Annotated in this window: 22 protein-coding genes; all 22 read left to right on the top strand. The window is 59.4% G+C overall.

Going from position 1 to position 22,320, the window contains the following annotated elements:
- The 22 genes from LRK71_RS01500 to LRK71_RS01395 all read left to right on the top strand — a co-directional run bounded on the left by LRK71_RS01500 (position 1) and on the right by LRK71_RS01395 (position 22,270).
- On the top strand, positions 1 to 738 hold the full coding sequence (locus LRK71_RS01500; RefSeq protein WP_232400570.1) for an FkbM family methyltransferase: 738 nt from the start codon (positions 1 to 3) through the stop codon (positions 736 to 738).
- A gap of 3 nt (positions 739 to 741) precedes the next feature.
- Positions 742 to 1,809 carry a glycosyltransferase family 2 protein gene (locus LRK71_RS01495; RefSeq protein WP_232400569.1) on the top strand — a complete coding sequence of 356 codons (1,068 nt, stop codon included), beginning with the start codon at positions 742 to 744 and terminating at the stop codon, positions 1,807 to 1,809.
- Between the two features lie 180 nt (positions 1,810 to 1,989).
- A complete protein-coding gene (locus LRK71_RS01490) occupies positions 1,990 to 2,946 on the top strand; it encodes a phosphoadenosine phosphosulfate reductase (protein WP_232400568.1) in 957 nt (318 codons plus the stop codon).
- Positions 2,947 to 3,030: 84 nt separating this feature from the next.
- Entirely contained in the window at positions 3,031 to 4,083 is a 1,053-nt protein-coding gene (gene pyrC, locus LRK71_RS01485; protein WP_232400567.1) for a dihydroorotase, read from the top strand.
- Positions 4,084 to 4,201: 118 nt separating this feature from the next.
- Positions 4,202 to 4,882: an orotate phosphoribosyltransferase gene (locus LRK71_RS01480; protein WP_232400566.1), complete on the top strand. Its 681-nt coding sequence runs from the start codon at positions 4,202 to 4,204 to the stop codon at positions 4,880 to 4,882.
- 405 nt (positions 4,883 to 5,287) lie between these two features.
- The gene (locus tag LRK71_RS01475) at positions 5,288 to 6,763 is read left to right on the top strand and encodes a replicative DNA helicase (RefSeq protein WP_232401122.1); all 1,476 of its coding nucleotides are present in this window, start codon (positions 5,288 to 5,290) and stop codon (positions 6,761 to 6,763) included.
- A gap of 158 nt (positions 6,764 to 6,921) precedes the next feature.
- Entirely contained in the window at positions 6,922 to 7,236 is a 315-nt protein-coding gene (locus LRK71_RS01470) for an ArsR/SmtB family transcription factor (RefSeq protein ID WP_232401120.1), read from the top strand.
- A 55-nt stretch (positions 7,237 to 7,291) separates the two neighbouring features.
- Positions 7,292 to 8,344, top strand: a complete 1,053-nt coding sequence (locus tag LRK71_RS01465) for a permease (protein ID WP_232400565.1) — start codon at positions 7,292 to 7,294, stop codon at positions 8,342 to 8,344.
- 226 nt (positions 8,345 to 8,570) lie between these two features.
- Complete coding sequence (alr, locus tag LRK71_RS01460) at positions 8,571 to 9,608, top strand: alanine racemase (RefSeq protein ID WP_232400564.1); 1,038 nt, start codon at positions 8,571 to 8,573, stop codon at positions 9,606 to 9,608.
- Positions 9,605 to 10,387 (top strand): MlaE family ABC transporter permease, encoded by a 783-nt coding sequence (locus tag LRK71_RS01455; protein WP_232400563.1) that lies wholly within the window; start codon positions 9,605 to 9,607, stop codon positions 10,385 to 10,387. The genes alr and LRK71_RS01455 overlap by 4 nt, the downstream gene beginning before the upstream one ends.
- Positions 10,388 to 10,410: 23 nt before the next feature.
- Positions 10,411 to 11,157 carry an ABC transporter ATP-binding protein gene (locus tag LRK71_RS01450; RefSeq protein ID WP_232401118.1) on the top strand — a complete coding sequence of 249 codons (747 nt, stop codon included), beginning with the start codon at positions 10,411 to 10,413 and terminating at the stop codon, positions 11,155 to 11,157.
- Between the two features lie 311 nt (positions 11,158 to 11,468).
- Positions 11,469 to 11,909, top strand: a complete 441-nt coding sequence (locus LRK71_RS01445) for a paraquat-inducible protein A (RefSeq protein ID WP_232400562.1) — start codon at positions 11,469 to 11,471, stop codon at positions 11,907 to 11,909.
- Between the two features lie 158 nt (positions 11,910 to 12,067).
- The gene (radA, locus tag LRK71_RS01440; RefSeq protein WP_232400561.1) at positions 12,068 to 13,435 is read left to right on the top strand and encodes a DNA repair protein RadA; all 1,368 of its coding nucleotides are present in this window, start codon (positions 12,068 to 12,070) and stop codon (positions 13,433 to 13,435) included.
- A gap of 38 nt (positions 13,436 to 13,473) precedes the next feature.
- Positions 13,474 to 14,028: a CvpA family protein gene (locus LRK71_RS01435; RefSeq protein WP_232400560.1), complete on the top strand. Its 555-nt coding sequence runs from the start codon at positions 13,474 to 13,476 to the stop codon at positions 14,026 to 14,028.
- Between the two features lie 406 nt (positions 14,029 to 14,434).
- Positions 14,435 to 15,121 (top strand): Hint domain-containing protein, encoded by a 687-nt coding sequence (locus LRK71_RS01430; RefSeq protein ID WP_232400559.1) that lies wholly within the window; start codon positions 14,435 to 14,437, stop codon positions 15,119 to 15,121.
- Between the two features lie 244 nt (positions 15,122 to 15,365).
- Positions 15,366 to 16,886 carry an amidophosphoribosyltransferase gene (purF, locus tag LRK71_RS01425; RefSeq protein WP_232400557.1) on the top strand — a complete coding sequence of 507 codons (1,521 nt, stop codon included), beginning with the start codon at positions 15,366 to 15,368 and terminating at the stop codon, positions 16,884 to 16,886.
- Between the two features lie 247 nt (positions 16,887 to 17,133).
- Complete coding sequence (locus tag LRK71_RS01420; RefSeq protein WP_232401116.1) at positions 17,134 to 17,676, top strand: DUF2199 domain-containing protein; 543 nt, start codon at positions 17,134 to 17,136, stop codon at positions 17,674 to 17,676.
- 376 nt (positions 17,677 to 18,052) lie between these two features.
- Entirely contained in the window at positions 18,053 to 18,325 is a 273-nt protein-coding gene (locus LRK71_RS01415) for a hypothetical protein (RefSeq protein ID WP_232400555.1), read from the top strand.
- A gap of 120 nt (positions 18,326 to 18,445) precedes the next feature.
- Positions 18,446 to 19,090, top strand: a complete 645-nt coding sequence (locus LRK71_RS01410) for an SDR family NAD(P)-dependent oxidoreductase (RefSeq protein WP_232400553.1) — start codon at positions 18,446 to 18,448, stop codon at positions 19,088 to 19,090.
- Between the two features lie 378 nt (positions 19,091 to 19,468).
- Complete coding sequence (gene surE, locus LRK71_RS01405) at positions 19,469 to 20,251, top strand: 5'/3'-nucleotidase SurE (protein ID WP_232400552.1); 783 nt, start codon at positions 19,469 to 19,471, stop codon at positions 20,249 to 20,251.
- Complete coding sequence (locus tag LRK71_RS01400; protein WP_232400550.1) at positions 20,248 to 20,895, top strand: protein-L-isoaspartate(D-aspartate) O-methyltransferase; 648 nt, start codon at positions 20,248 to 20,250, stop codon at positions 20,893 to 20,895. Before surE ends, LRK71_RS01400 begins: the two co-directional genes overlap by 4 nt.
- Before the next feature lie 133 nt (positions 20,896 to 21,028).
- A complete protein-coding gene (locus LRK71_RS01395) occupies positions 21,029 to 22,270 on the top strand; it encodes a M23 family metallopeptidase (protein ID WP_232400549.1) in 1,242 nt (413 codons plus the stop codon).
- Positions 22,271 to 22,320 lie beyond the last annotated feature (50 nt).

Genomic DNA, 22,320 nt, shown 5'->3' with positions numbered 1-22,320 from the left:
ATGAGCGAGACGCCCACCGCCCCCCAGGCAGATACAGCAGGATCCGTCCCGTCTGATGTGGCCAAGCCGCAAAAGATCCTGAAATGCCGTGGCATGCGCTTTCCATTGGACCGCAACGTCCTGCCGCCGCGCATCCGCACCTTGCTGCGCAACGATGCCTATGAGGCGAAAGAGGCCACCGCTGCCAAAAAACTGATAAAGCCGCAGGATGTGGTGATGGAATTGGGTGCCGGCATTGGCTTCATGTCCACCCTGGTGGCCACCCAGACTCCGGCGAAATCGGTCCATTCCTACGAAGCCAACCCGCAGCTTTTGCCCTATATTGCCCAAGTGCATGCGCTCAACAATGTGACCAACGCCCATGTCACCCATGCGGTTCTGGGTGAGCGCGACGGCTCCGCCCCCTTTTATATCCGCAAGAATTTTCTGGCGTCCTCTCTAGATCCAATGGAAGACAGCGAAGACTGCACCAAGGTCGATGTGCCGACCCGAAACGTCAATGCGGTGATCCGCGATCTGGCCCCCACAGTGCTGATCTGCGACATAGAGGGCGCCGAGGCGGATCTTTTGCCCAAGATGGATCTGACCGGGCTACGGGCAGTCGTCATCGAAACCCACCCGCAATGGATCGGCAAGACCGGCATGCAAAACGTGTTTCGCTGCCTGGATGCGGCTGGTCTGGTGTTTTTCCCGCGCTGGTCCCACGGCAAGGTCGCCGTGTTCCGATCTGATTGGTAAGACATGCGCTGTCTCGCCATCCTGACTGTCCGCAACGAAGGCGCTTTTCTGTTGGAATGGCTGGCGCATCACCGGGCCGTGGGATTCACTGATTTCCTGGTGTTTTCCAATGATTGCCAAGATGGCACCGATGCCATGCTGGACCGCTTAGAGGCGCTTGGCCAGCTGACCCATCTGCGCAACGATGGCCCCTATGGCAAGGGCGGTATCCAGTTCACCGCAATGAAACGTGCCGATGCCCACCCCCTGGTGCAACAGGCCGACTGGATCTTGGCGCTGGATGTCGATGAATTTGTCAACATCAAGACCGGCGACGGCACCCTGGCAGACCTGCTGACCGCCCTGCCAGAAGCCGATGCGATCACCCTGACCTGGCGGTTGTTTGGCAATAATGATGTGCTGCGCTTTGAAGACAGCCCAATAAGCGCGCAGTTCCGCCGCTGCGCCCCAGAGGTGATCCACTGGCCCTGGCGCGCCTCGATGTTCAAGACGCTGTATCGCAATAATGGCACCTATCAAAAAATTGGCATCCACCGCCCCCGGTCAGTCAAGGATCCGCACCGGCTGGACCAGTTCCGCTGGTTCGATTGCTGCGGGCGCGAACTGGGGGAGGCCTTCAAATCCCGGCGTCTGTTCTCCGACTTTGGCCGCCGCAACTATGATCTGGCCCAGCTGAACCACTATCCCTTGGGCGCAATGGAAAGCTACGTCCTGAAAGCCGCACGCGGACGGGCCGTTCATGCGCAGGATATGCTGGGGGTCGACTATTGGGTTGAGCGCAATTTCAACACCGCAACCGATCACTCGGTCGAACGCTACGCCAGCGCCCGCCGCAGCCTGGAAAAGACCCTCTTGCAGGATCATGCGCTGGCAGGTTTGCGCGCTAGTTCAGTGACCTGGCGACATGAACACTTTCGCGCGCTGATGCAGCAAGAACCCTATCGGGCCCTGTTCGCCCGTCTGCTGATGACGCCCCCCTCGCGCCCCATAAATGCCGTCACCGCCAAGACATTGACCAAATTCGCCAATATGGGCCGCGCCGCAGAGAGTTCTGCCAAGGATGCGCCCTGACAGGCCGCCGGACTGCGCCCAGACGCGCAGGCAAAACTCCGACACAGGTCCTGGTGCAGGGATCAGCAAGCTGTGCAGGGGTCAGCAAAGCGACTAGAGTTTTTCCTAATTTAGCCGCATTCCGGGCCTAAATCTTAGAGATATCCACCGCTGCCGCGGCCTGAGTAAGGGATTATGGCGATGCAAGAGAACCTTGAGATCTTGAATGAAGACCTGTCCGGTCTGAAACCCGCCCAGTGGCAGGACCGCCTTGCTGCCCTCACCGAAGAGCTGGGCATGTTCCAGCCCCTGGGTGAAAAGCACTGCGCCACCTTTCTAGATCAGGGCGACACGCTGCTGGTTACCTTTGAAACCCAAGAGGGCCTGCACAATCTCTCGCCTCTAGCCCAACCGCTTGGCTTTGAAATGGTGAAGCAAGAAGGCTGGTCGCATCTTGGCCTTATTTCCAGGGGTGACACCTGGTTCCGCGACCAGCAGGTCTTTGGCTTTTTTGACCAACTGATCGACGATGGTTTCTTTGAAGAATTTGACAAGGTGATCTTTTATGGCGCAGGCCCCTGTGGCTATGCGGCGACGGCCTTTTCTGTGGCGTCCCCCGGCGCAACTGTGGTGGCAATCCAGCCCCAGGCGACTCTGGACCCGCGCGTAACGGAATGGGACGATCGCTTTGTCGAAATGCGCCGCACCTCCTTTACTGATCGCTATGGCTATGCCCCCGATATGCTGGATGGTGCCAAAGAGGCCTTTGTCTTTTATGACCCCTACGAACGATTGGACGCCATGCATGCGGCGTTGTTCCACCGCCCCTGCGTTACCCGCCTGCGGGTGCCCAACCTCGGCGCGGCAGTGCAGACGCGACTGGTCAAAATGGGCCTGCTGAACCAGATTCTGCATCTGGCCGCCGACGGCCAGTTTGATTCCATGGCATTTGCCCGGCTGTTCCGGGCACGGCGCGATGATTCCTCTTACCTGCGGGCCTTAATGGGGCGGCTTGACCTATTGGATCGCCCCTATCTGCAAACTCTCTTGTGCCGCAATGTTCTGGGGCGGCTCAGCGCCCCGCGCTTTCGCCGCCGCCTGAACACCCTGGAACAACGCGCCGCCGAGGGCGATTTCAAACTGCCCTCCCCCCTGTAGCAACCAGGGCAAAACTACCTTTTACAGCCCCGCAGATGGCACCGGCATCTTTTCCTTTGCGCCCAGCTGTGCTAACGCGAGGCCATGACCCAGCCCCCGTTTCAGACGCTCACCCTGACCCGCCCCGATGACTGGCATCTGCACCTGCGCGACGGCGCAATGCTGCAGGCCGTCTTGCCAGAAACCGCCCGCGATTTTGGCCGCGCCATCATCATGCCTAACCTGGTGCCGCCCGTGGTCACCGGCGCGCAGGCCAGCGCCTACCGCGACCGCATCATGGCGGCCCTGCCTGATGGCATGGATTTCACCCCCCTGATGACGCTCTACCTGACCGAAGACACCGATCCCGCAGATATTGCCGCCGCCCATGCCTCTGGCCTGGTAAAGGCCGTCAAACTCTATCCTGCCGGGGCCACTACAAATTCCAGCAGCGGCGTCAGCAACTTTGACAAGGTGCGACCTGTGCTGGACAAAATGGCCGAGATCGGCCTGCCGCTCTGTGTGCATGGCGAAGTCACCGACGCCGAGATCGATATCTTCGACCGCGAAGCCGTGTTTATTGACCGCGTGCTCGACCCCATCCGCAAGGCAACACCTGGGCTGAAGGTGGTGATGGAACATATCACCACCCGCGACGGCGTCGACTATGTGAAATCCAATGCCCGCGACCTTGGCGCAACGATCACCACCCACCACCTGATCATCAACCGCAACCACCTGCTGGTGGGCGGGATCAAGCCACATTACTACTGCCTGCCCGTGGCCAAACGCGAGGAGCACCGTCTGGCCCTGCGCGCCGCCGCGACCTCTGGGGATTCTCGCTTTTTCCTCGGCACTGATTCAGCCCCGCATACCGACCCGAATAAAGAGAGCGGCTGCGGCTGTGCCGGCTGTTTCACCGCCACCAATACCATGGCGCTGCTTGCCCATGTCTTTGACGAAGATGGTGCCTTGGATCAGTTGCAGCACTTTGCCAGCAAAAACGGCCCCGCCTTTTACGGACTGCCCGAAAACCAAAATACCCTCACCCTGGTAAAGTCCGACCAGCCCAGTCAGTTCCCCGCCAAAATCAACAGCGATGACGGCCCCGTCACCGTCTTTGACCCCGGCTTCCCGATCTTCTGGTCCGTTGCCTGACCCGCGCCCGCCTGAGCGCCCCCAAAGGGGGCAGGCACCCGGTTTCATCTTACTCTAAATACCTCCGCCGGAGGCTCCTGCCCGCGCCACGGGTCCCCAAGTTCCCAAAGGATACGCCATGATCCCAACCGCCTACCCCACCCGTGAAGAAATCGCTCGCCTGTCGGCGCGCATGCTGCTGGAAATCGGCGCGGTAAACTTCAACACCGACACGCCCTATATCCTGGCCTCTGGTCTACCCTCGCCCAGCTATATCGACTGCCGCAAGCTCATCTCCTACCCACGGATCCGCGCCACCCTGATGGATTTCATGACCGTGACGGTCATGCGCAACGCTGGTTTCGAAGCCTTTGATAATATCGCTGGCGGCGAAACTGCGGGCATTCCCTTCTCCGCCCTGGTGGCCGAGCGCATGGCCCTGCCGATGACCTATGTGCGCAAAAAGCCCAAAGGCTATGGCCGCAATGCCCGGATCGAAGGCGTAATGTCAGAGGGCCAGAGGGTTCTGCTGGTGGAAGACATGACAACCGATGGCGGCTCCAAACTGTCTTTTGTCGATGCCATCCGCGAAACCGGTGCCAGCTGTGGCCACACCGCAGTGATCTTCTACTATGATATCTTCCCGGAAACCACCAAACGCCTGGGCGACCATGGGGTAGAACTGCATTACCTGTGCACCTGGTGGGATGTGCTGGCCGAAGCCAAGGCGCAAGAGGCTTTTGACCCGGCCACCTTGGATGAGGTGGAGAACTTTCTACGTGACCCCCGCGCCTGGCAAGAGACCAATAAACCCGGCTAACACGGCCCCCTTGCCACAATGACCAAGGCCGCCTGACAGCAAGGGCGGCCTTTTGTGGTCTTTGGTTTCAGACTTCTTTCTAAGACGACCCAGACCTTGGTCAGCGACCGGGTCCATTGACCCCTTGCGCAGTTATCCACAGGCTAGCCGTGCTTACCCACAAGATTTCCCGATACCCAAACCGGGCAGAAAACTCTATCACTGGCGCCAATAGCGAAGAGAGCAGCAATGAACGAAACCCCGCCCTATGATGGCGGCGCCCCCAGTGCGCCGATGCCGGATGAAATGCCTGATCACATCTCAAGCGAGATGCCAGAGGAGATGTCGCCCGACATGATCGCAGGCGCTGCTGATCCCGGCGCCATCACAGGTGGCCAGGCGTTGGCACCTCTGGGGCAAACGGGAATGGCCGTCGCCCTGGCCGCCAAACCCGCCGAAGCGGTTGAGCTACCGCACTCGGTCGAAGCCGAGCAGCAGCTTTTGGGCGCGATCCTGACCAACAATGACGTCTACGACCGGATCGCCTCGATCATCAACGCCAGCCATTTCTATGATCCGGTCCATACCCGCATCTATGAAATCGCAGCAGCGCGGATCTCCAAGAACGCGCTTGCCTCTCCCGTGACGCTCAAGGCCTTTATGGAAGACGACGAAGGGCTGAAGGAACTGGGCGGTCCGGCCTATCTGGCCAAATTGGCGGGTTCCTCCATTTCTGCCTTTGCGGTGCGCGACTATGCACAGATGATCTATGATCTGGCGATCCGGCGCGAGTTGATCGCCCTAGGCCAGAGCATCTCTGACAAGGCGCGCCGGGTGGATGTGGCCTCGGAACCAAAGGAACAGATCGTCGAAGCCGAGCAGTCGCTCTATCAACTGGCGGAACAGGGCCAGACCGAAAGCGGCTTCAAATCCTTTCTGAAGGCGGTCACCGAAGCGGTAAATGTCACCAATGAAGCCTATCAGCGCGGCGGCGGCATGGCCGGGATTTCAACCGGGCTTGCCGATCTTGACAAACAGCTAGGCGGCCTGCACCCCTCCGACCTGTTGATCCTGGCCGGGCGCCCCTCGATGGGGAAGACCTCGCTGGCGACCAATATCGCGTTCAATGTCGCCAAGGCCTATAAGAAGGGCACCAAACCAGACGGCAGCGAAGGCGCGATCGACGGCGGGGTGGTGGGCTTTTTCTCGCTCGAAATGTCAGCGGAACAACTCGCAGGCCGGGTCCTTGCCGAAGCCTCGGAAATCAGCTCTCACAAGATTCGCCAGGGCGACATGACCGAAGGTGAATTCCGCCGCTTTGTCCAGGCCGCCAAGGATCTGGAAAGCTGTCCGCTGTTCATCGACGACACGCCTGCCCTGCCGATTTCGCAGCTGGCGGCGCGGGCGCGGCGGCTGAAACGAACCCATGGGCTAGACGTTCTGGTTATTGACTATCTGCAGCTCTGTCGCGGCATGGCCGAAAACCGGGTAAACGAAATTGCCGAGATCTCCATGGGGATGAAAGCCATCGCCAAGGAATTGCAAATCCCGGTGATCGCCCTGTCGCAGTTGTCGCGTCAGGTGGAAAACCGCGATGACAAACGCCCGCAGCTGTCGGACCTTCGGGAATCCGGATCGATCGAACAGGATGCCGATGTGGTAATGTTTGTGTTCCGCGAAGAATACTACAAGGAACGCGAAAAACCCGGCGACCATGAGCTCGACAAGATGGAAGAATGGAAAACCGCGATGGAGCGCCTGCACGCCAAGGCCGAAGTCATCGTCGGCAAGCAGCGTCACGGCCCAATCGGCACGGTTGAACTGTCCTTCACCGCCGAATTCACTCGTTTTGGCAACCTGGCCAAGGCCTGGCAAAACGGCCCACGTGAAGACGAATATTAGGCATCCCCGCCCCTGCCAGGCAATCTGAGCGGGGGCGCGTTCCCGACCAGTCCGGCCGACTTCGCTATCGGCCACGACACTGCTGGTGCCTTTGCTTTGGTGCGATGACTCGCATCGGGCGACTTGACAAAACCATATTTGTAGTTTTATTAGTTCCTATGATGAAACATAGCTCCGCTGCTCAATCGCTTGCCGCACTTGGCCACGACGCCCGCCTGACAATCTTTCGGTTGCTGGTGCGGGCTGGTCACGATGGTCTCAACATCGGTGATATCGGACAGCACTTGGGAATGGCGGCATCGACGCTTGCCTATCATCTCAAGACGCTGGTGGACGCCGGGCTGGTGACACAGGAACGACAGGGGCGGCAAATCATCAACCGTGTTGATTTTGATGTCATGCATCAAACCGTGTCGTTCCTCACCTCGGAATGTTGTTCAGGGATAAAGTTGGCACACAAGGGGGCTGCCTGATGCAAAGGCCCGCTTTTCTATCGGTAAAAATAACTATAAAATTAAGGATATAGACATGACTGACCTTTCTCTCACTGTCCGATCCCGGACGATTGACGTTCTCCACCGGCTCTGGACAAAGGAACGGATCTGGCTGATCTCGGCAGCTATTCTTGCGCTGTTGTTCATCTTTGCCATGCCCCTTGGTGTCACCACGGCAGGATTCGTGGCGCAGAACCTCGCCAATGTCGCGCCTTTCCTTGCGCTTTCCGTCGCAATCGCGGCCTATGCAGGGGCAACGGGCGCTGACGGGCTGATCGCGCGGGCCTTTACCGGATCGCCCGTTGTCATGATCCTTATCGCTGCGGCGATCGGCGGGCTTTCCCCGTTTTGTTCTTGCGGCGTGATCCCCCTGATCGCCGCGCTTCTGGCAATGGGCGTGCCGCTTTCGGCGGTCATGGCCTTCTGGCTGGCCTCACCGGTGATGGACCCTTCGATGTTCTTTCTGACCACCGGCGTGCTGGGGTTTGAGTTTGCAGTTGCAAAAACGCTGGCGGCGCTGGGGCTGGGTATTCTTGGCGGTTTTACCGTTCACATCCTGTCCCATGCAGGGGGCCTGTCCGATCCGCTGCGCGATGGCGTCGGCAATGGCGGCTGCGGCGGTGCCAAGGTTCGCACGGTGCAGCCAGTCGTCTGGAAATTCTGGCGCGATGAGACGCGTGTTGCAAAATTCTGGCGCGAAGGCATCAAGACCACGCTTTTTCTAGCCAAATGGCTGACCCTCGCCTTCCTCCTTGAAAGCCTGATGCTGGCCTGGTTGCCTGCAGATCTGGTTGCACGTTCGCTTGGCGGCACCGGCCTTGCGCCAATCGCAATCGCAACGCTTGTGGGTGTGCCTGCATATCTTAATGGTTATGCAGCCCTGCCACTGGTCGGCGGCCTAATGGGGCAAGGCATGGCCCCGGGTGCAGGCATGGCGTTTCTGGTTGCAGGCGGGGTCAGTTCGCTCCCGGCAGCGATCGCGGTCTGGGCCTTGGTCAAAAGAGAAGTGTTCGCCCTCTATCTCACCATTGCGCTGACCGGTTCATTTGCCATCGGACTGCTGTTTCAGCTCTGGACTGCGCTCTAGCTCGCAATTGATTTCATACACGGCTTTGCAGGCCTTCGGTGAAGGTCTGCATGATGCGCCGGGCCTGAAAACAGCCATTCTCTCTCCTGTCGCCAATCTTTTTTTCCTGCTCAATGCCCTCGCAGATTTGAGAAACAAGCCACAAGCGGCCGATCCTTGCCACAAGGTACAGAATTCCCCGCGAATTTCACTTGACCCCTGCCCCGCGCATGTCAAGAACAGGGGCATGAGCACGGCTAAACTGACAATCAATCTTGATGCGCTGGTGACTAACTGGCAAAATCTGAACGCGATGACCAACTGCGAGACTGCAGCGGTCGTCAAGGCAAATGGCTATGGGCTAGATGCAGGCCGTGTGGCCAAGGCATTGATGCGCGCGGGCGCACGTAACTTTTTTGTTGCAGCCGCCGAAGAAGGCGTGGCGCTACGCCGTGCTCTTGGCCCCGGCCCCGGAATTTCGGTGTTTTCCGGCCATATGGAAGGCGACGCAAAGTTGCTGAAAGAATTCCAGCTGGCCCCGATGCTGAACTCGCTGGATCAGATGCTACGCCATTTTGAAACCCTGCCGGGCCATATCTTTGGTGTGCAACTGGACAGCGGTATGAATCGTCTGGGTATGGAGCCCGCCGAATGGGCTGCGGTGCGGGATATCGCGTTGGGGCAAAACCCGGTTTTGCTGATGTCGCATCTGGCCTGCAGCGACGACGCAAACCATGCAATGAATCGCCACCAGTTGCAGTGCTTTCATGAGATGACAGCCGGCATTGAAGTGCCGCGCTCGCTCTCCGCAACGGGGGGCATATTGCTGGGGCGTGACTATCACTTTGACCTATGCCGCCCTGGTGTCGGCCTCTATGGCGGGGCGCCCTATGACGATGCCCTGCCTGTGGTGCAGCTTGACCTGCCGGTGATCCAGACCCGTGAGGTGGATGCCGGTGAAACCGTGGGCTATGGCAATAGCTGGACTGCGCCGGGTCCGCGCCGCATCGCCACTGTTGCCGCAGGCTATGCTGATGGGCTGCAACGTGCGTTGATGAACCACGGAATTTCGCTCTATGCCGGGGCACAAGCCTGCCCGGTTGTGGGGCGCGTGTCGATGGATCTGATCACCGTTGATATCAGCGCGCTGGAAGAAATTCCTGCCAGCCTGTCATTGTTGAACGAGGCGCAGACGGTCGACCATCTGGCCGCAGCCGCCGATACCATCGGCTATGAGATCCTGACCTCGCTGGGCCATCGCTACGCGCGGACCTATCAGGGATGAGCCCGCTGTCTCTTCTGGCCCGGCTAGGTCGCCTCGCCCTGGGGGCGCTAGCTGCGGTGGGGCGGGTCGCGCTGTTTGCGATCAGCACCTTCACCCATATGCTGCGCCCGCCGTACTATCCGCGTGAATTTGCCCTGTCTCTGCTGCAGATCGGCTGGTTGTCACTGCCAGTGGTTGGGCTGACAGCGGTCTTTACCGGCGGTGCCCTGGCCCTGCAGATCTATGCCGGGGGCGCACGTTTCAACGCCGAGGCGGTGGTGCCGCAAATCGTCGCCATTGGCATGGTGCGGGAACTGGGCCCGGTGCTGGTAGGCCTGATGATCGCCGCCCGCGTGACCTCTTCCATCGCGGCCGAAATCGCCACCATGAAGGTGACCGAGCAAATCGACGCGCTGGTGACGCTTTCGACCAACCCGATGCAATATCTGGTCGCACCGCGGGTGCTGGCCGCCCTGATCACGGTGCCACTTCTGGTCGGCATCGGCGATATCATCGGCATTGCCGGTGGCTATGCGGTTGCCGTGCATAACCTTGATTTCAACGCGGCCGCCTATCTGAAAAACACCGTCGATTTCCTAGAGCCTCTGGATGTGATTTCCTCGCTGGTCAAAGGTGCCTTCTTTGGGGTGATCGCCGCCACCATGGGCTGCTACTACGGCATGCAATCGGGCCGCGGTGCCCAGGGGGTTGGCAGCGCAACAAAATCCTCGGTCGAAGCCGCCGCGGTGCTGATCTTGGCAGCCAACTTTATCCTCACAGGGGTGTTCTTTTCGCTATGACCCAGGACCAATCCCCCCCTCCAATGATCAAGATGGATGGTGTCTACAAGGCCTTTGGCTCTAACCGCGTCCTGCGGGGCATGAATCTGTCGATCCCCAGAGGCTCTTCGATGGTGATCATCGGCGGCTCTGGCACCGGTAAATCCGTCGCACTCAAGAGCGTATTAGGCCTGATAAAACCAGACGCAGGCGAGATCTATGTCGATGGCAAGCCCGCCGGATCAGGGGACCGAGATGCCTTTCTGGCGCGATTTGGCATGCTGTTTCAAGGCGGTGCACTGTTTGATTCCCTACCCGTCTGGCAAAATGTCGCCTTTCGCCTGCAACGCGGCTCCCTAAAACGCCCCGCCGACGAGGCCCGCGCGATTGCCATCGAAAAACTGCGCCGGGTGGGCCTGAAACCTGATGTCGCCGACCGCCTGCCCGCAGAGCTGTCGGGCGGGATGCAAAAACGTGTCGGGCTGGCCCGCGCAATCGCCGCCGACCCCGAGATCATCTTTTTTGACGAACCAACCACAGGTCTCGACCCGATAATGTCCGGGGTGATCAATGATCTGATCCGTGAAATCGTCGTCGAGATGGGTGCCACGGCGATGACTATCACCCATGATATGTCTTCGGTGCGCGCCATCGCCGACAATGTCGCCATGCTGCACGACGGCGTGATCCAATGGGCCGGCCCGGTGGCCGATCTGGACCAGTCCGGCGATCCATATCTCGACCAATTCATCCATGGTCGCGCCGAAGGCCCGATCGAGGCAGTGCGGTGACAAAGGCGCTGTCAACTAACTTCGCGGAAGTTAGCCCCAAGCACCTAGCCGCCCATAGGGCCTTGGTGGACGTAACAGCCTCACAAGGCTCATCCAGTGCCTACTGGTCGTCCAATTTTACCAAAACCTAGGGATGGTACCAGAACGCGCGTGCAAAACCGTTCTGATGGCAAAAAAAGGTCCGGAAGAGACATCAAGAGCGACTATCTCCGGACACCTCATTCCGCAACTCCTTGCCTTGGGAGCTGAACGCATCCTAGAGTCACGGGGCGACTCCATAAGCCGCGAATAACACAAAGAGATATCCTATAATGGCAGTTCGCCTCGCCACCCTCTCACTGCTGATCCTCTACCCGGTGGCCTGGTTCGCGCCATTGATGCGGGCAGGTCTTTTGCCAATTTTTGGCCTTTCGGAAATCTCGGTTATCACCGGGTTGCAAAGCCTCTGGGGCAGTGACGTGTTCTTGGCCCTCACGGTCACCTTCTTTGCGATTTTTGCCCCATACCTCAAAACCATCGGCCAGGCATTGGTCCAGTGGAACTTGTTAGATCCGCGCGCCCGCCCCGTTCTACATGTCCTGGGGAAGCTTGCCATGGCCGATATATTTTTGATCGCTCTCTACATTACTGTCGCTAAGGGCGTCTCATATGCAACAATCGAAGTCGCCTGGGGGCTTTATATGTTCACAGCCTGCATTCTTGCCTCTCTGGTCCTCGGCTTGATGGCGAAACACAGGATAAGCAAGGCATGACAAGGGGGCCTTGCACCCTCGCGCCTATAGCGCTCACCCCCAGGATATTTCCAGCCAAATGAAGGCAGGGATTGCTTCATTTGGCTATAAATATCCCGGAGCGCGAGGCAGAGCCTCGCACCCCTTGAACAAATATAGAACATGGGGCAGAAGGCATTATGGCAAAATCAAATACCTTCTCCTGTTCCGCCTGCGGCGCGAGCTTTTCCAAATGGTCCGGCCGGTGCGAAGGCTGCGGCGAATGGAACACTATTGTCGAAGACAAAGGCCTCTCCTCAGCTGGCCCCTCAAAAAAGTCACTTGGTATTCGACGCGGCAAGACGATCCCGCTGTCTGATCTTTCCACCGAAGAGACTCCACCGCCACGCGCCACCAGTGGTGTGGCGGAGCTGGACCGGGTGCTTGGTGGTGGCCTGGTTGCGGCCTCTGCCATCCTGGTTGGGGGTGATCCTGGGATCGGTAAATCGACCCTCCTGTTGCAGGCGGCTGCGCGCTTTGCCCAGGCTGGGGTTAAAACCATCTATGTCAGCGGCGAAGAGGCCTCGGCGCAGGTGCGGATGCGGGCGCAGCGGCTGGGGCTGGCGCAGGCGCCGGTGAAACTGGCTGCAGAAACCAACCTGCGCGATATCCTGACCACGCTGGAAGCAGAAAGACCACAGCTGGCGATCATCGATTCGATTCAAACCATGTGGGCCGATCATGTCGACAGCGCGCCTGGTTCGGTCAGTCAGGTTCGTGCCGCAGCTCATGAACTGACAACCTTTGCCAAAAGCCAGGGCATCTCCATCATCATGGTTGGCCATGTCACCAAGGACGGCCAGATTGCCGGGCCGCGTGTCGTGGAGCATATGGTTGATACAGTGCTGTATTTTGAGGGCGAGCGCGGTCATCAGTTTCGCATCTTGCGGGCGGTTAAGAACCGGTTTGGCCCCTCGGATGAAATTGGCGTCTTTGAGATGACCGGCGCCGGGCTTGCCGAAGTCACCAATCCGTCGGCCCTGTTCCTGTCCGGGCGCGGCGAGCCCTCTCCCGGGTCGGTGGTCTTTGCCGGTATCGAAGGCACCCGCCCGGTATTGGTGGAGATGCAGGCGCTGGTGGCACCCTCGCCGCATTCGCAACCGCGCCGCGCGGTTGTGGGGTGGGATTCATCGCGGCTGGCGATGATTCTGGCGGTTCTTGAAGCGCGCTGTGGCATCCCTTTTGCGGGTTTGGATGTCTATCTCAATGTCGCGGGTGGAATGAAGATTACCGAACCCGCTGCCGATCTTGCCGTGGCGGCAGCGCTGCTCAGCGCCCGCGAAGATGTGGCACTTCCGGCAGATACGGCAGTTTTTGGAGAAATATCGCTCTCAGGGGCGCTTCGACCTGCTCCACAGACCGAAAACCGGTTGAAAGAAGCGCAAAAACTTGGTTTCACCTCTGCAATAGCTCCAAGTGGTGGCAAATCCGTTTCGATCAGAGGTCTTGGCCTGCGCCAGGCTTCGGATCTCGCCGGATTTGTTGGCGAATTCTTTGGAGCCGGCTAGGGTTGCCAAAACAATTTACAGGCTAACGGGCGAGGGTCATGGAAGGTTTCACTATTATTGACGGGGTTGTGGCCCTGGTCATCGTATTATCGGCGCTTCTGGCCTATTCGCGCGGCTTCGTGCGCGAGGCCATGGCGATTGCAGGCTGGATTGCTGCTGGCATCCTTGCCTTTATGTTCGCACCGCAGGTGGAACCGCTGATGGCAGAGATCCCCGTGATTGGGGAATTCATCTCTGACAGCTGTGAATTGTCGATCATTGCAGCCTTTGCCGCAGTCTTTGCCATCGCACTGATCGTGGTGTCGTTCTTCACCCCGCTGTTTTCCTCTTTGGTGCAGCGTTCTGCGCTTGGCGGGTTGGACCAGGGGGCTGGATTCTTCTTTGGTGTGCTGCGCGGCATCCTTCTCGTGGCGATTGCCTTCTTCCTTTATAATGTGGTGATGACCGGCCAGAACTTTACCATTGTCGATGAAAGCCGTTCTGCCGTGGTGTTTGAGCGGATGATCGGCAAGATCGAAGACCGCAATCCAGAGCAGGCCCTTGGCTGGGTCACCCAGCAGTACGAGGCGCTGATCGGCACCTGCGAGAGCTGAGCCCGGTATCTGTTTACCAAGGTAGACCACCGACAAGTACAGAGACAAAGCAAGGGCGCCTCACGGGCGCCCTTTTTTTATCGCTTAATGCTCTGTGCAACCGCACAGGCGTCCATAGTGATCGCGATAAGTTCGCGCGGCTCGCCAACTATTATGATCTGAAGCGCCAAGTAGAATCACTGGCTGATGCGGTAATTCAAAATAGGGCGAATTTTCGGAAATATATTAACAAAGCCCCAAAGCCCCCTGGCGACCGGTAAACAAAACAGCAAAAAACCCGCTTTTATCGCCTCAAAATGACCCGGGCGCGGAATTGGCCGCACCCCTGCCCCATTTTCGGCCCAATTCCGGGGCCAGATAGGATCAACACAGACGAACACGCCCTGCGCTCAGAAGGAACGCCATCATGCTCCTGGATCATTTCAACGCTTTTGCCGATTTCCAACCTGTTGGACTTCTGTTGGATTCTCCCATGGTGTGCCGAGAAGCGGAAGCCCCAGCCGCACCGCGCAGAAAAACCGGCGGCTTTCTGCCAGACACTCTGGTTGAGACCGATCGTGGCTTTCTTCAGGCCCGCGATCTCAAGCCCGGAGATATGGTCTACACCTTTGATGGCGGCAGCCAAGAAGTTGTCTCTCTGCGCCACGCGGTTCCACGCCTCACCACTTTGATGCATGTGCCTGCCGGGGCCCTTGGCAATGACTGCGACCTGCGCCTGCCGGCCGATCAGATGGTTGCCCTTGAACTCGACGCGGTTGAACGCCTGTTCGGCCTGCCTCTGGCCTTGGTAAAGCTAATCTCGCTGGCTGGATACAAGGGGATCAAGCCCGAATGCCCCGAACGTCTGGGCCGTATTCACATTGAATGCGCCGAGGAAGAGCTGATTTGGGCCGAAAGCGGCATGCTGATGCAAGCTGGTACCGGTGGCCCTGATGGCGCCTTCAAAGAACTGTCGCTGGCGGAAACCCGCCAGGTTCTGGCCAGCGAAGAGACCCGCCCCCTGACCGAGGCGGTCGAGCAGGAAGACGAACTGGCCGACGCGCCCTTCCCAGATCTGCTGAACGATCTGCTCGCCGCCGCCAAAGCGGCATAAAGACAGCCCCCCCACCCCTGTGGCCATCCGCACCCGGTTTCACTGATCTGCCGTGACCCATCTGTACCTGTGGTTGCAGCGATATTCCTGCCATTGTGACCGGAACAGAAAATGACACAGCAAAACCCTGCTTTCTTCTGTATTCTACCGGCCATCCAAGCTAGGAAGCCTCAGCAGTGTCCAGGCAGCGTCCCGGCCCTGCAGCAACCGAACAGCAACGCTACAGTGAAATTGGAGCTATTCAATGTGCGGGATTTTGGGGATCGCGAGCCGACAGGACGAGGTTTTTGCCGAACTATATGACGGGTTGCTTATGCTGCAACACCGTGGGCAGGACGCCTCTGGCATTGTGACCTACAACGGCGAATTCTTTCGCGAGCGTAAAGCCAATGGTCTGGTCAAAGACGTGTTTAACGCAGCAGATGCAGAAACTCTGCGTGGCAAAGTTGGAATCGGCCATGTCCGTTATCCCACTGCCGGATCGCTGAGTGCCGCAGAAGCGCAGCCATTCTTTGTCAATGCACCCTATGGTATCTATCTGGTACACAACGGGAATATTACAAACACTGCAGAACAGCGTGCCAAGGTTACCGCCAAATACAGCCGCCATCTGCGCACCACTTCGGATTCGGAAATCCTGCTGAACGTGCTGGCCGACAAAATTTCTGACAGCATCAAGGTCAACGGCACAGTCGATCCGATTCGCAACCTCTTTGCCGGGGTGAAGATGACGATGGAGCGTATTCAGGGCGCCTATTCGGTGATCTGCATGGTGGCCGGGGTTGGCATGCTGGCCTTTCGCGACCCGCATGGCATCCGCCCGCTCTCTGTTGCCCGCCGCGACGCCAAAGGCGATGGCGACGACTATGCCTTTGCCTCTGAAGATGTGGCCTTTGGCATCAATGGCTTTGAAAAACTGCGCGACGTAAACCCCGGAGAGGCGATTCTCATCGATCTTGACGGCAATATGCACAGCTTCCAAGCCGTCGAAGGCAGCCTGACTCCCTGCATCTTTGAATATGTCTATCTGGCACGCCCCGACTCGATGCTGGATGGTATTTCGGTCTACAAAACCCAGCTGCGCATGGGCCAAACCCTTGCCAAGCAGATCATCGAGGCCGATCTGGATATCGACTGCATCATTCCAGTGCCTGATTCTGCCCGTCCCGTGGCACTGGAAGTGGCCAATTCCATGGGCATTCGCTACCGCGAAGGCCTGGTCAAGAATCGCTACATCGGCCGTACCTTTATTATGCCCGGCCAAGCCGAGCGGCAAAAATCGGTGCGCCGCAAGCTGAACGCCATCCCGCTTGAGATGAAGGGGCTCAATCTCTTGCTGATTGATGATTCCATCGTGCGCGGCAATACCATTCAGAAAATCGTTCAGATGTGCCGCGATGCAGGGGCCAAAAAAGTCTATATCGCCAGCGCCTCGCCGCCAGTGAAATACCCCAATGTCTATGGCATCGACATGCCCACCAAGCATGAACTGATCGCCGATGGTCGCACCACAGAAGAGATCCGCCAAGAGCTGGGCGCCGATGCGCTTATTTATCAACGTCTTGAAGATCTGGTCTGGGCCGCGAAAGAGGGCAACAAGGATATCACTGACTTTGATTGTTCCTGCTTTGACGGCAAATATGTCACTGGCAGCGTCAGCCAAGACTACCTGGAAGGACTGGAGAGCAGCGGCCGGGTCAGCCAGAAAATCAAGGACATGCCAGCCCCCGGGGAATCCTGGAACAGCATGAAACTGGCCGACTGATTCCGCTCAGGCCGCCTGTTTGGACCGCCGCCCCGCCCGGAACTATCCCAGTGCAGTGCCTGCTGATCCACCACCAGCGGGTCGACATACGAGGGTTTGAATTCGCGCCGCAAGCAGGATAAGAGGGCCCCAACGTCATAGGGGAGAGGCGCTGATCACGCAGATCGGCGCCTTTCCTTTGTTCTGCTCTCCCGCCCCTGACCGGGCCATATGAAAGATCCGCCCTTTGGATGCCCATCTCGCCCGTATGCTGACCTCCTCGCGCCGTTGCCGTTGTTGCGGGGCGACCTTTGCGCAATTGCTCAGCCTCAGCTGCGACCGCCCAGATCTGTGCCCCGATGATCTTGTGGTACAGGATAACGCTGCCATTCTGGCCCAGACAGGCGACGTGCTGACCGATGATTTCTGCCGCCTTGGAGATCTGCGTTTTGTGCGCGCGGTGCTGGCAGTGCCGCTGGCCGATAGTGACGGGCAGGAATTTATCCTGGGTACCTGGGCCAATCTTGGGGTGGATGACTTTGACGCCTATCTTGATCTGTTGGATATGCAAGACACCGAAAGCCTGGGCAGCCGCCCGGCCTGGCTGGCAAATGCGATCCCGCCGGACAATACCACCCCCGTTGCCTGCATGCTGCATATGCGTCCCGAAGGCCAATACCCAGAGCTGCAGATTTCCGAAGCGAAGCATCCGCTCTCGACGCTGCAGCACACCGGAGCCCAGTTGGAAGAGCTGTTTGAGCTCCTGCATACCTATGGGCATGATTTGGCTTCGCTGGTCTATGATTCCTGACCAGCCTGATGCTGCCCGAACACCGCCAGCCTGCCGCTAGGACAGCCCAGACAGGCGAAAGCTTGCCACTGTGCCATGCCGATCCGCAAGGCTCCGCCTATCTACGGCCCGGTGAGCGCGATGCCCGCACTTTTGCCTCGCACTTTGCGCCCACCCGGCCTATGCCCACCTCGGCAGGTGCCCAGACCATGGGGCGATGCCTGAACGACCACCGCAGTTCTCTCTCCTCGCCGCCTGCGCAGGCCTCACCGGGTCTGGCGGGCTGATCCCGAATTGCCTGTCTAAACAAGTCGCCTGTCTCAAGTCGCATGGCTACCAGGCATGGCACGGCGGGCTTGAAACCGTTTTTTGCCACCGCCCCAAATCAAAGTTGACCATGACAAATTCCCTCACCTCTTCCAAAACTCCTGCGCGTGTCGCCCAGACCGCCACTCAGAATTCGGCCCTCCCGCACCATGGCCTCAGCCTGCTGGGCCTGTTCGGCGCGAAGGACAACCTGCAAGCCATGGTACGTCTGCCCAGTGGCCGGATCAAAACGGTCTCTGCCGGTGAACGCGTATCGTCTAGCCGTGTTCTGGGCATAGATGCCCAAGGAATCGTGTTGGAAAAATCGGGCCGCACCCAGCGCATTGAAATGCCCGGCAGCTAAGCTCCGGTCCGACCGTCCCGGCCTTTGGCGGCAGCTCTGCTTGCTGAAAGCGGCGCGCTCTGCCCCCTGCGCCAGAATGGAGACTTGACCCTCTGCGCCAAGCGGATCACAAGGCTGTCCATGACACAGAAAATCGCTCTTATCACCGGCGCCTCCCGCGGACTCGGGGCTGCCCTGGCCGAAGCCCTGGCCCCCACGCATCACATCCTGGCTGTCGCCCGTACCACTGGCGCGCTCGAAGAGCTGGATGATCGAATTCAGGCGGCGGGCGGTTCTGCCACCCTGGCGCCAATGGACATCACCCAGCCCGAGGCCATGGCCACCCTGTGCCGCGGTATCCATGATCGCTGGGGCCAGCTTGACCTCTGGCTGCACAGCGCCATCCATGCTGCGACGCTTAGCCCCGCATCATCGGTGGCAGTTAAGGACTGGACCAAATCCATTGCCATCAACGCCACGGCCCCCTCGGTGCTGATCCCCTATGTGGCGCCACTGCTCGGCCAGAGCGGCCGTGCCGTCTTCTTTGATGACCCACAGGCGGGCGAAAAATTCTTTGGCACTTATGGTGCCAGCAAAGCCGCCCAGATGGCTCTGGCCCGCAGCTGGCAGGCGGAAACGATCAAAACCGGACCCCAGGTCAAGATCCTGACGCCGCAGCCCATGCCCACTGCCCTGCGCGCCCGCTTCTTCCCCGGAGAGGACCGCGCCCCCTTGAACGACTGCCAGGCCGAAGCCGCCCGCCTGCTGCCGCAGATTCTGGCCTAGGCCAGCAACCTCAGAGGCTGGCCAGTCACAGGCTAGGCACTGGTCAGCGCCTTTGCCACGCGGCATGCCAGATCACGCAACCGCAGGCGTCAGCCTGCCGGGCCCAAGGGGAGAGGGGCTTTGTCAAAAGCCCTGATCCGCGCGGGAGCCCCCCTTTTTATGCTGACATGCCTTGGCTTCCCCCTCCAAAGCGCACCGTAACCGCCAAGCATAGGCGACCTTGATCTCGGCCCAACGCCCCCAGTAGAGGGTCGATTGGCCCCGACCTGTGGCACAGCTACCCAAGCTGGCACCAGATCCTTTCTCCGATTGGATCGAAACGCTTGCCCCCTTTGATGCCAATGCCTATTCAGATCAAAACAGCGACCAGGGGACAAAATGCGCATTCTCATCACCAATGACGACGGTATCAGCGCCCCCGGCCTTGCGGTGCTGGAACAGATTGCCCAGACACTGGCCGGCCCCTCAGGCGAAGTCTGGACCGTCGCCCCCGCGTTTGAGCAATCCGGCGTTGGCCATTGCATCAGCTACACCCGTCCTTCCATGCTCAGCCAGTTGGGGCCAAGGCGCTTTGCGGCCGAAGGCTCCCCGGCGGATTGCATTCTGGCCGGCATCCATGTTGCCATGCAGGATCGCCGCCCCGATCTGGTCTTGTCCGGGGTCAACCGAGGCAATAACTCGGCGGAAAATGCGCTCTACTCTGGCACCCTTGGCGGCGCGATGGAGGCCGCTTTGCAGGGCATTCCCGCTATGGGGCTGTCGCAGTATTATGGCCCGCTGAACAAAGATATCGACAACCCATTCGAGGCCGCAGCCCATCATGGTGCCGAGGTCGTCCGCAAGATCCTGTCAGCAGAGCCGCAGGACCAGCAGGATTACCGACTGTTTTACAACATCAACTTCCCGCCCGTCCCCGCCGCATCGGTCAAGGGCACCCGCGTGGTGCGCCAGGGCTTTCGCCGGGGCAGCCATTTCTCGGCACAGGAACAACTCTCGCCGAATGGGCGGCGCTATCTTTGGATCAAGGGGGGCGACCAGCATATCCAGACCGCCCCCGACAGCGATGCCAGCGTCAACCTGGAAGGCTATGTCTCGGTCACCCCGATGCGCGCCGATCTAACCGCCCACGAGATGCTCGACGGGTTCAAAGTGATCGAATGAACAGCCCTGACCCGGAAACTAAAATGCAGTTTCTCTTTGCCCTGCGCTCGCGCGGCGTGACCGATACCAAAGTGCTTGAGGCGATGGAGCAAATTGATCGCGGCCCCTTTGTGCGTGGGATCTTCGCAGATCGTGCCTATGAGGACACCCCGCTGCCGATTGCCTGTGGCCAGACCATCTCGCAGCCCTCGGTGGTGGGGTTGATGACGCAGGCGCTGCAGATTTCGCCGCGCGACACCGTGCTAGAGGTTGGCACCGGCTCCGGCTATCAGGCGGCCATCCTCGCCAAGCTGGCGCGCCGGGTCTATACCATCGATCGTCATACCCGCCTGGTGCGCGAGGCCCGGATGATCTTTGAGGCGCTGCAACTGCCCAATATCACCTCGCTGGTTGGCGATGGCAGCTTTGGCCTGCCGGATCAGGCCCCCTTTGATCGCATCATTGTCACCGCCGCTGCCGAAGACCCCCCCGGCCCGCTGTTGGCGCAGCTCAAACCTGGTGGCATAATGGTGGTGCCGGTGGGACAGTCCGATACGGTGCAAACCCTGATCCGGGTACGCAAAACCGATGATGGGCTTGACTATGACGAATTGCGCCCGGTACGTTTTGTGCCGCTGCTCGAAGGTTTGGGCAAAGACACCTGAAAAACAGGCAAAGCTGCGCCGATTAGGACAGGACGTGCAAATAACCATTGACCCAGGCGCAGGTCCCAGCACAACAGGCGCAAAGCCCGGCGCTCCGTTCGGCGCGTCAAAAAACGACAAAAACGAGGACAGCATGCTGACTGGTCGCCCAAGTACCCGCCCCACGCGCCGCCCAAACCCGAAATCCGCCCCAATCGCCGCACGCCTCTCCCTGGTTGCGGTTCCTCTGTTTCTTGCGGCCTGCGAGGGGCCGTTGGATTATGATCTGCGCGGGCAGATTGGCGGTTTCAACACCACCCAGGCCGCCCAGACAGCAACCGCGAACCGCCCCGCCCCCGATAGCCGGGGCTTGATCACCTACCCCTCTTATCAGGTGGCTGTCGCCGAACGCGGCGACAAGGTTGCGGATGTTGCTGCACGCATCGGATTACCCGCAGTTGAAATCGCCCGCTTCAACGGCATGCAGACCAATGACAGCCTGCGCAAAGGCGAGGTGCTTGTTCTGCCCCGCCGTGCCCCTGACAGCCTGCCTGCCACTGGCGGCACTGCCAGTGCTGGTGGCGTCGACATCGCGTCGCTGGCAGGCAATGCCATTGATACCGCGCCGACCACCTCGCCCAACGCCGGCTCTGTGACCACAACCGAGATCCAGCCGACGCCGCAGACCAAGCCGATCGCGGTACAGGACGGGCCAGAGCCAGTACGCCACAAGGTAGTGCGCGGCGAGACCGCCTATACCATTTCCCGGCTTTATCAGGTGCCCGTGAAATCCCTGGCAGACTGGAACGGATTGGGCAGCGACTTTGCAATCCGTGAAGGCCAGCAACTGTTGATCCCCCTCAAGGACCAAAGCCGCCCCTCGCACACACCAGCAGCGGTAGTCACCACCGCCCCCGGCCAGGGCTCGGCCACGCCAACGCCGCCCAGTGCGACCAAACCTCTGCCCACAGAAAATCTGGCCCCGGCCAGCGTTGCTGCGGAAAACCTGCCTTCGGTCGATGTGCCCACCCCCACACGGCCCAACCAGGCCGCCATGGCCTATCCGGTACGGGGCAAGATCGTCAAAACATACGCCAAGGGGCGCAACGATGGCATTGATATCTCTGCCGCGGCAGGCGCCCAGGTCACGGCGGCTGAGGCCGGCACAGTTGCCGCCATCACCAAGGATTCAAAAAACATCCCGATCATTGTGATCCGCCACGATCCAAAACTGCTGACCATCTATGCCAATGTTGACAAAATTTTGGTGAGCAAGGGCGATCAGGTCAGCCGGGGCCAGGCCATTGGCAATCTGCAAGAGGTCCCGGGCGCGACGCTGCATTTTGAGGTGCGCAACGGCTATGACAGCCTCGATCCGCTGTCCTATCTGAACTAGACATATACTGGCTGAAACCAGCGCGGCCGCCGCAGCAGTAGCAGCAGGCC

This window comes from Pseudophaeobacter flagellatus, assembly GCF_021228235.1.
GTDB classification, from domain to species: Bacteria; Pseudomonadota; Alphaproteobacteria; order Rhodobacterales; family Rhodobacteraceae; genus Pseudophaeobacter; species Pseudophaeobacter flagellatus.
This window is presented reverse-complemented; position numbering and strand designations above follow the sequence as displayed.

Coding starts and splice junctions, on each gene's coding strand:
- LRK71_RS01445 (WP_232400562.1), top strand. CDS start 11,469: ATGGCAGTTCGCCTCGCCACCCTCTCACTGCTGATCCTCTACCCGGTG.
- radA (WP_232400561.1), top strand. CDS start 12,068: ATGGCAAAATCAAATACCTTCTCCTGTTCCGCCTGCGGCGCGAGCTTT.
- purF (WP_232400557.1), top strand. CDS start 15,366: ATGTGCGGGATTTTGGGGATCGCGAGCCGACAGGACGAGGTTTTTGCC.
- LRK71_RS01395 (WP_232400549.1), top strand. CDS start 21,029: ATGCTGACTGGTCGCCCAAGTACCCGCCCCACGCGCCGCCCAAACCCG.
- LRK71_RS01480 (WP_232400566.1), top strand. CDS start 4,202: ATGATCCCAACCGCCTACCCCACCCGTGAAGAAATCGCTCGCCTGTCG.
- LRK71_RS01500 (WP_232400570.1), top strand. CDS start 1: ATGAGCGAGACGCCCACCGCCCCCCAGGCAGATACAGCAGGATCCGTC.
- alr (WP_232400564.1), top strand. CDS start 8,571: ATGAGCACGGCTAAACTGACAATCAATCTTGATGCGCTGGTGACTAAC.
- LRK71_RS01455 (WP_232400563.1), top strand. CDS start 9,605: ATGAGCCCGCTGTCTCTTCTGGCCCGGCTAGGTCGCCTCGCCCTGGGG.
- surE (WP_232400552.1), top strand. CDS start 19,469: ATGCGCATTCTCATCACCAATGACGACGGTATCAGCGCCCCCGGCCTT.
- LRK71_RS01450 (WP_232401118.1), top strand. CDS start 10,411: ATGATCAAGATGGATGGTGTCTACAAGGCCTTTGGCTCTAACCGCGTC.
- LRK71_RS01490 (WP_232400568.1), top strand. CDS start 1,990: ATGCAAGAGAACCTTGAGATCTTGAATGAAGACCTGTCCGGTCTGAAA.
- LRK71_RS01430 (WP_232400559.1), top strand. CDS start 14,435: ATGCTCCTGGATCATTTCAACGCTTTTGCCGATTTCCAACCTGTTGGA.
- LRK71_RS01465 (WP_232400565.1), top strand. CDS start 7,292: ATGACTGACCTTTCTCTCACTGTCCGATCCCGGACGATTGACGTTCTC.
- LRK71_RS01475 (WP_232401122.1), top strand. CDS start 5,288: ATGGCCGTCGCCCTGGCCGCCAAACCCGCCGAAGCGGTTGAGCTACCG.
- LRK71_RS01410 (WP_232400553.1), top strand. CDS start 18,446: ATGACACAGAAAATCGCTCTTATCACCGGCGCCTCCCGCGGACTCGGG.
- LRK71_RS01415 (WP_232400555.1), top strand. CDS start 18,053: ATGACAAATTCCCTCACCTCTTCCAAAACTCCTGCGCGTGTCGCCCAG.
- LRK71_RS01435 (WP_232400560.1), top strand. CDS start 13,474: ATGGAAGGTTTCACTATTATTGACGGGGTTGTGGCCCTGGTCATCGTA.
- LRK71_RS01400 (WP_232400550.1), top strand. CDS start 20,248: ATGAACAGCCCTGACCCGGAAACTAAAATGCAGTTTCTCTTTGCCCTG.
- LRK71_RS01470 (WP_232401120.1), top strand. CDS start 6,922: ATGATGAAACATAGCTCCGCTGCTCAATCGCTTGCCGCACTTGGCCAC.
- pyrC (WP_232400567.1), top strand. CDS start 3,031: ATGACCCAGCCCCCGTTTCAGACGCTCACCCTGACCCGCCCCGATGAC.
- LRK71_RS01495 (WP_232400569.1), top strand. CDS start 742: ATGCGCTGTCTCGCCATCCTGACTGTCCGCAACGAAGGCGCTTTTCTG.
- LRK71_RS01420 (WP_232401116.1), top strand. CDS start 17,134: ATGCTGACCTCCTCGCGCCGTTGCCGTTGTTGCGGGGCGACCTTTGCG.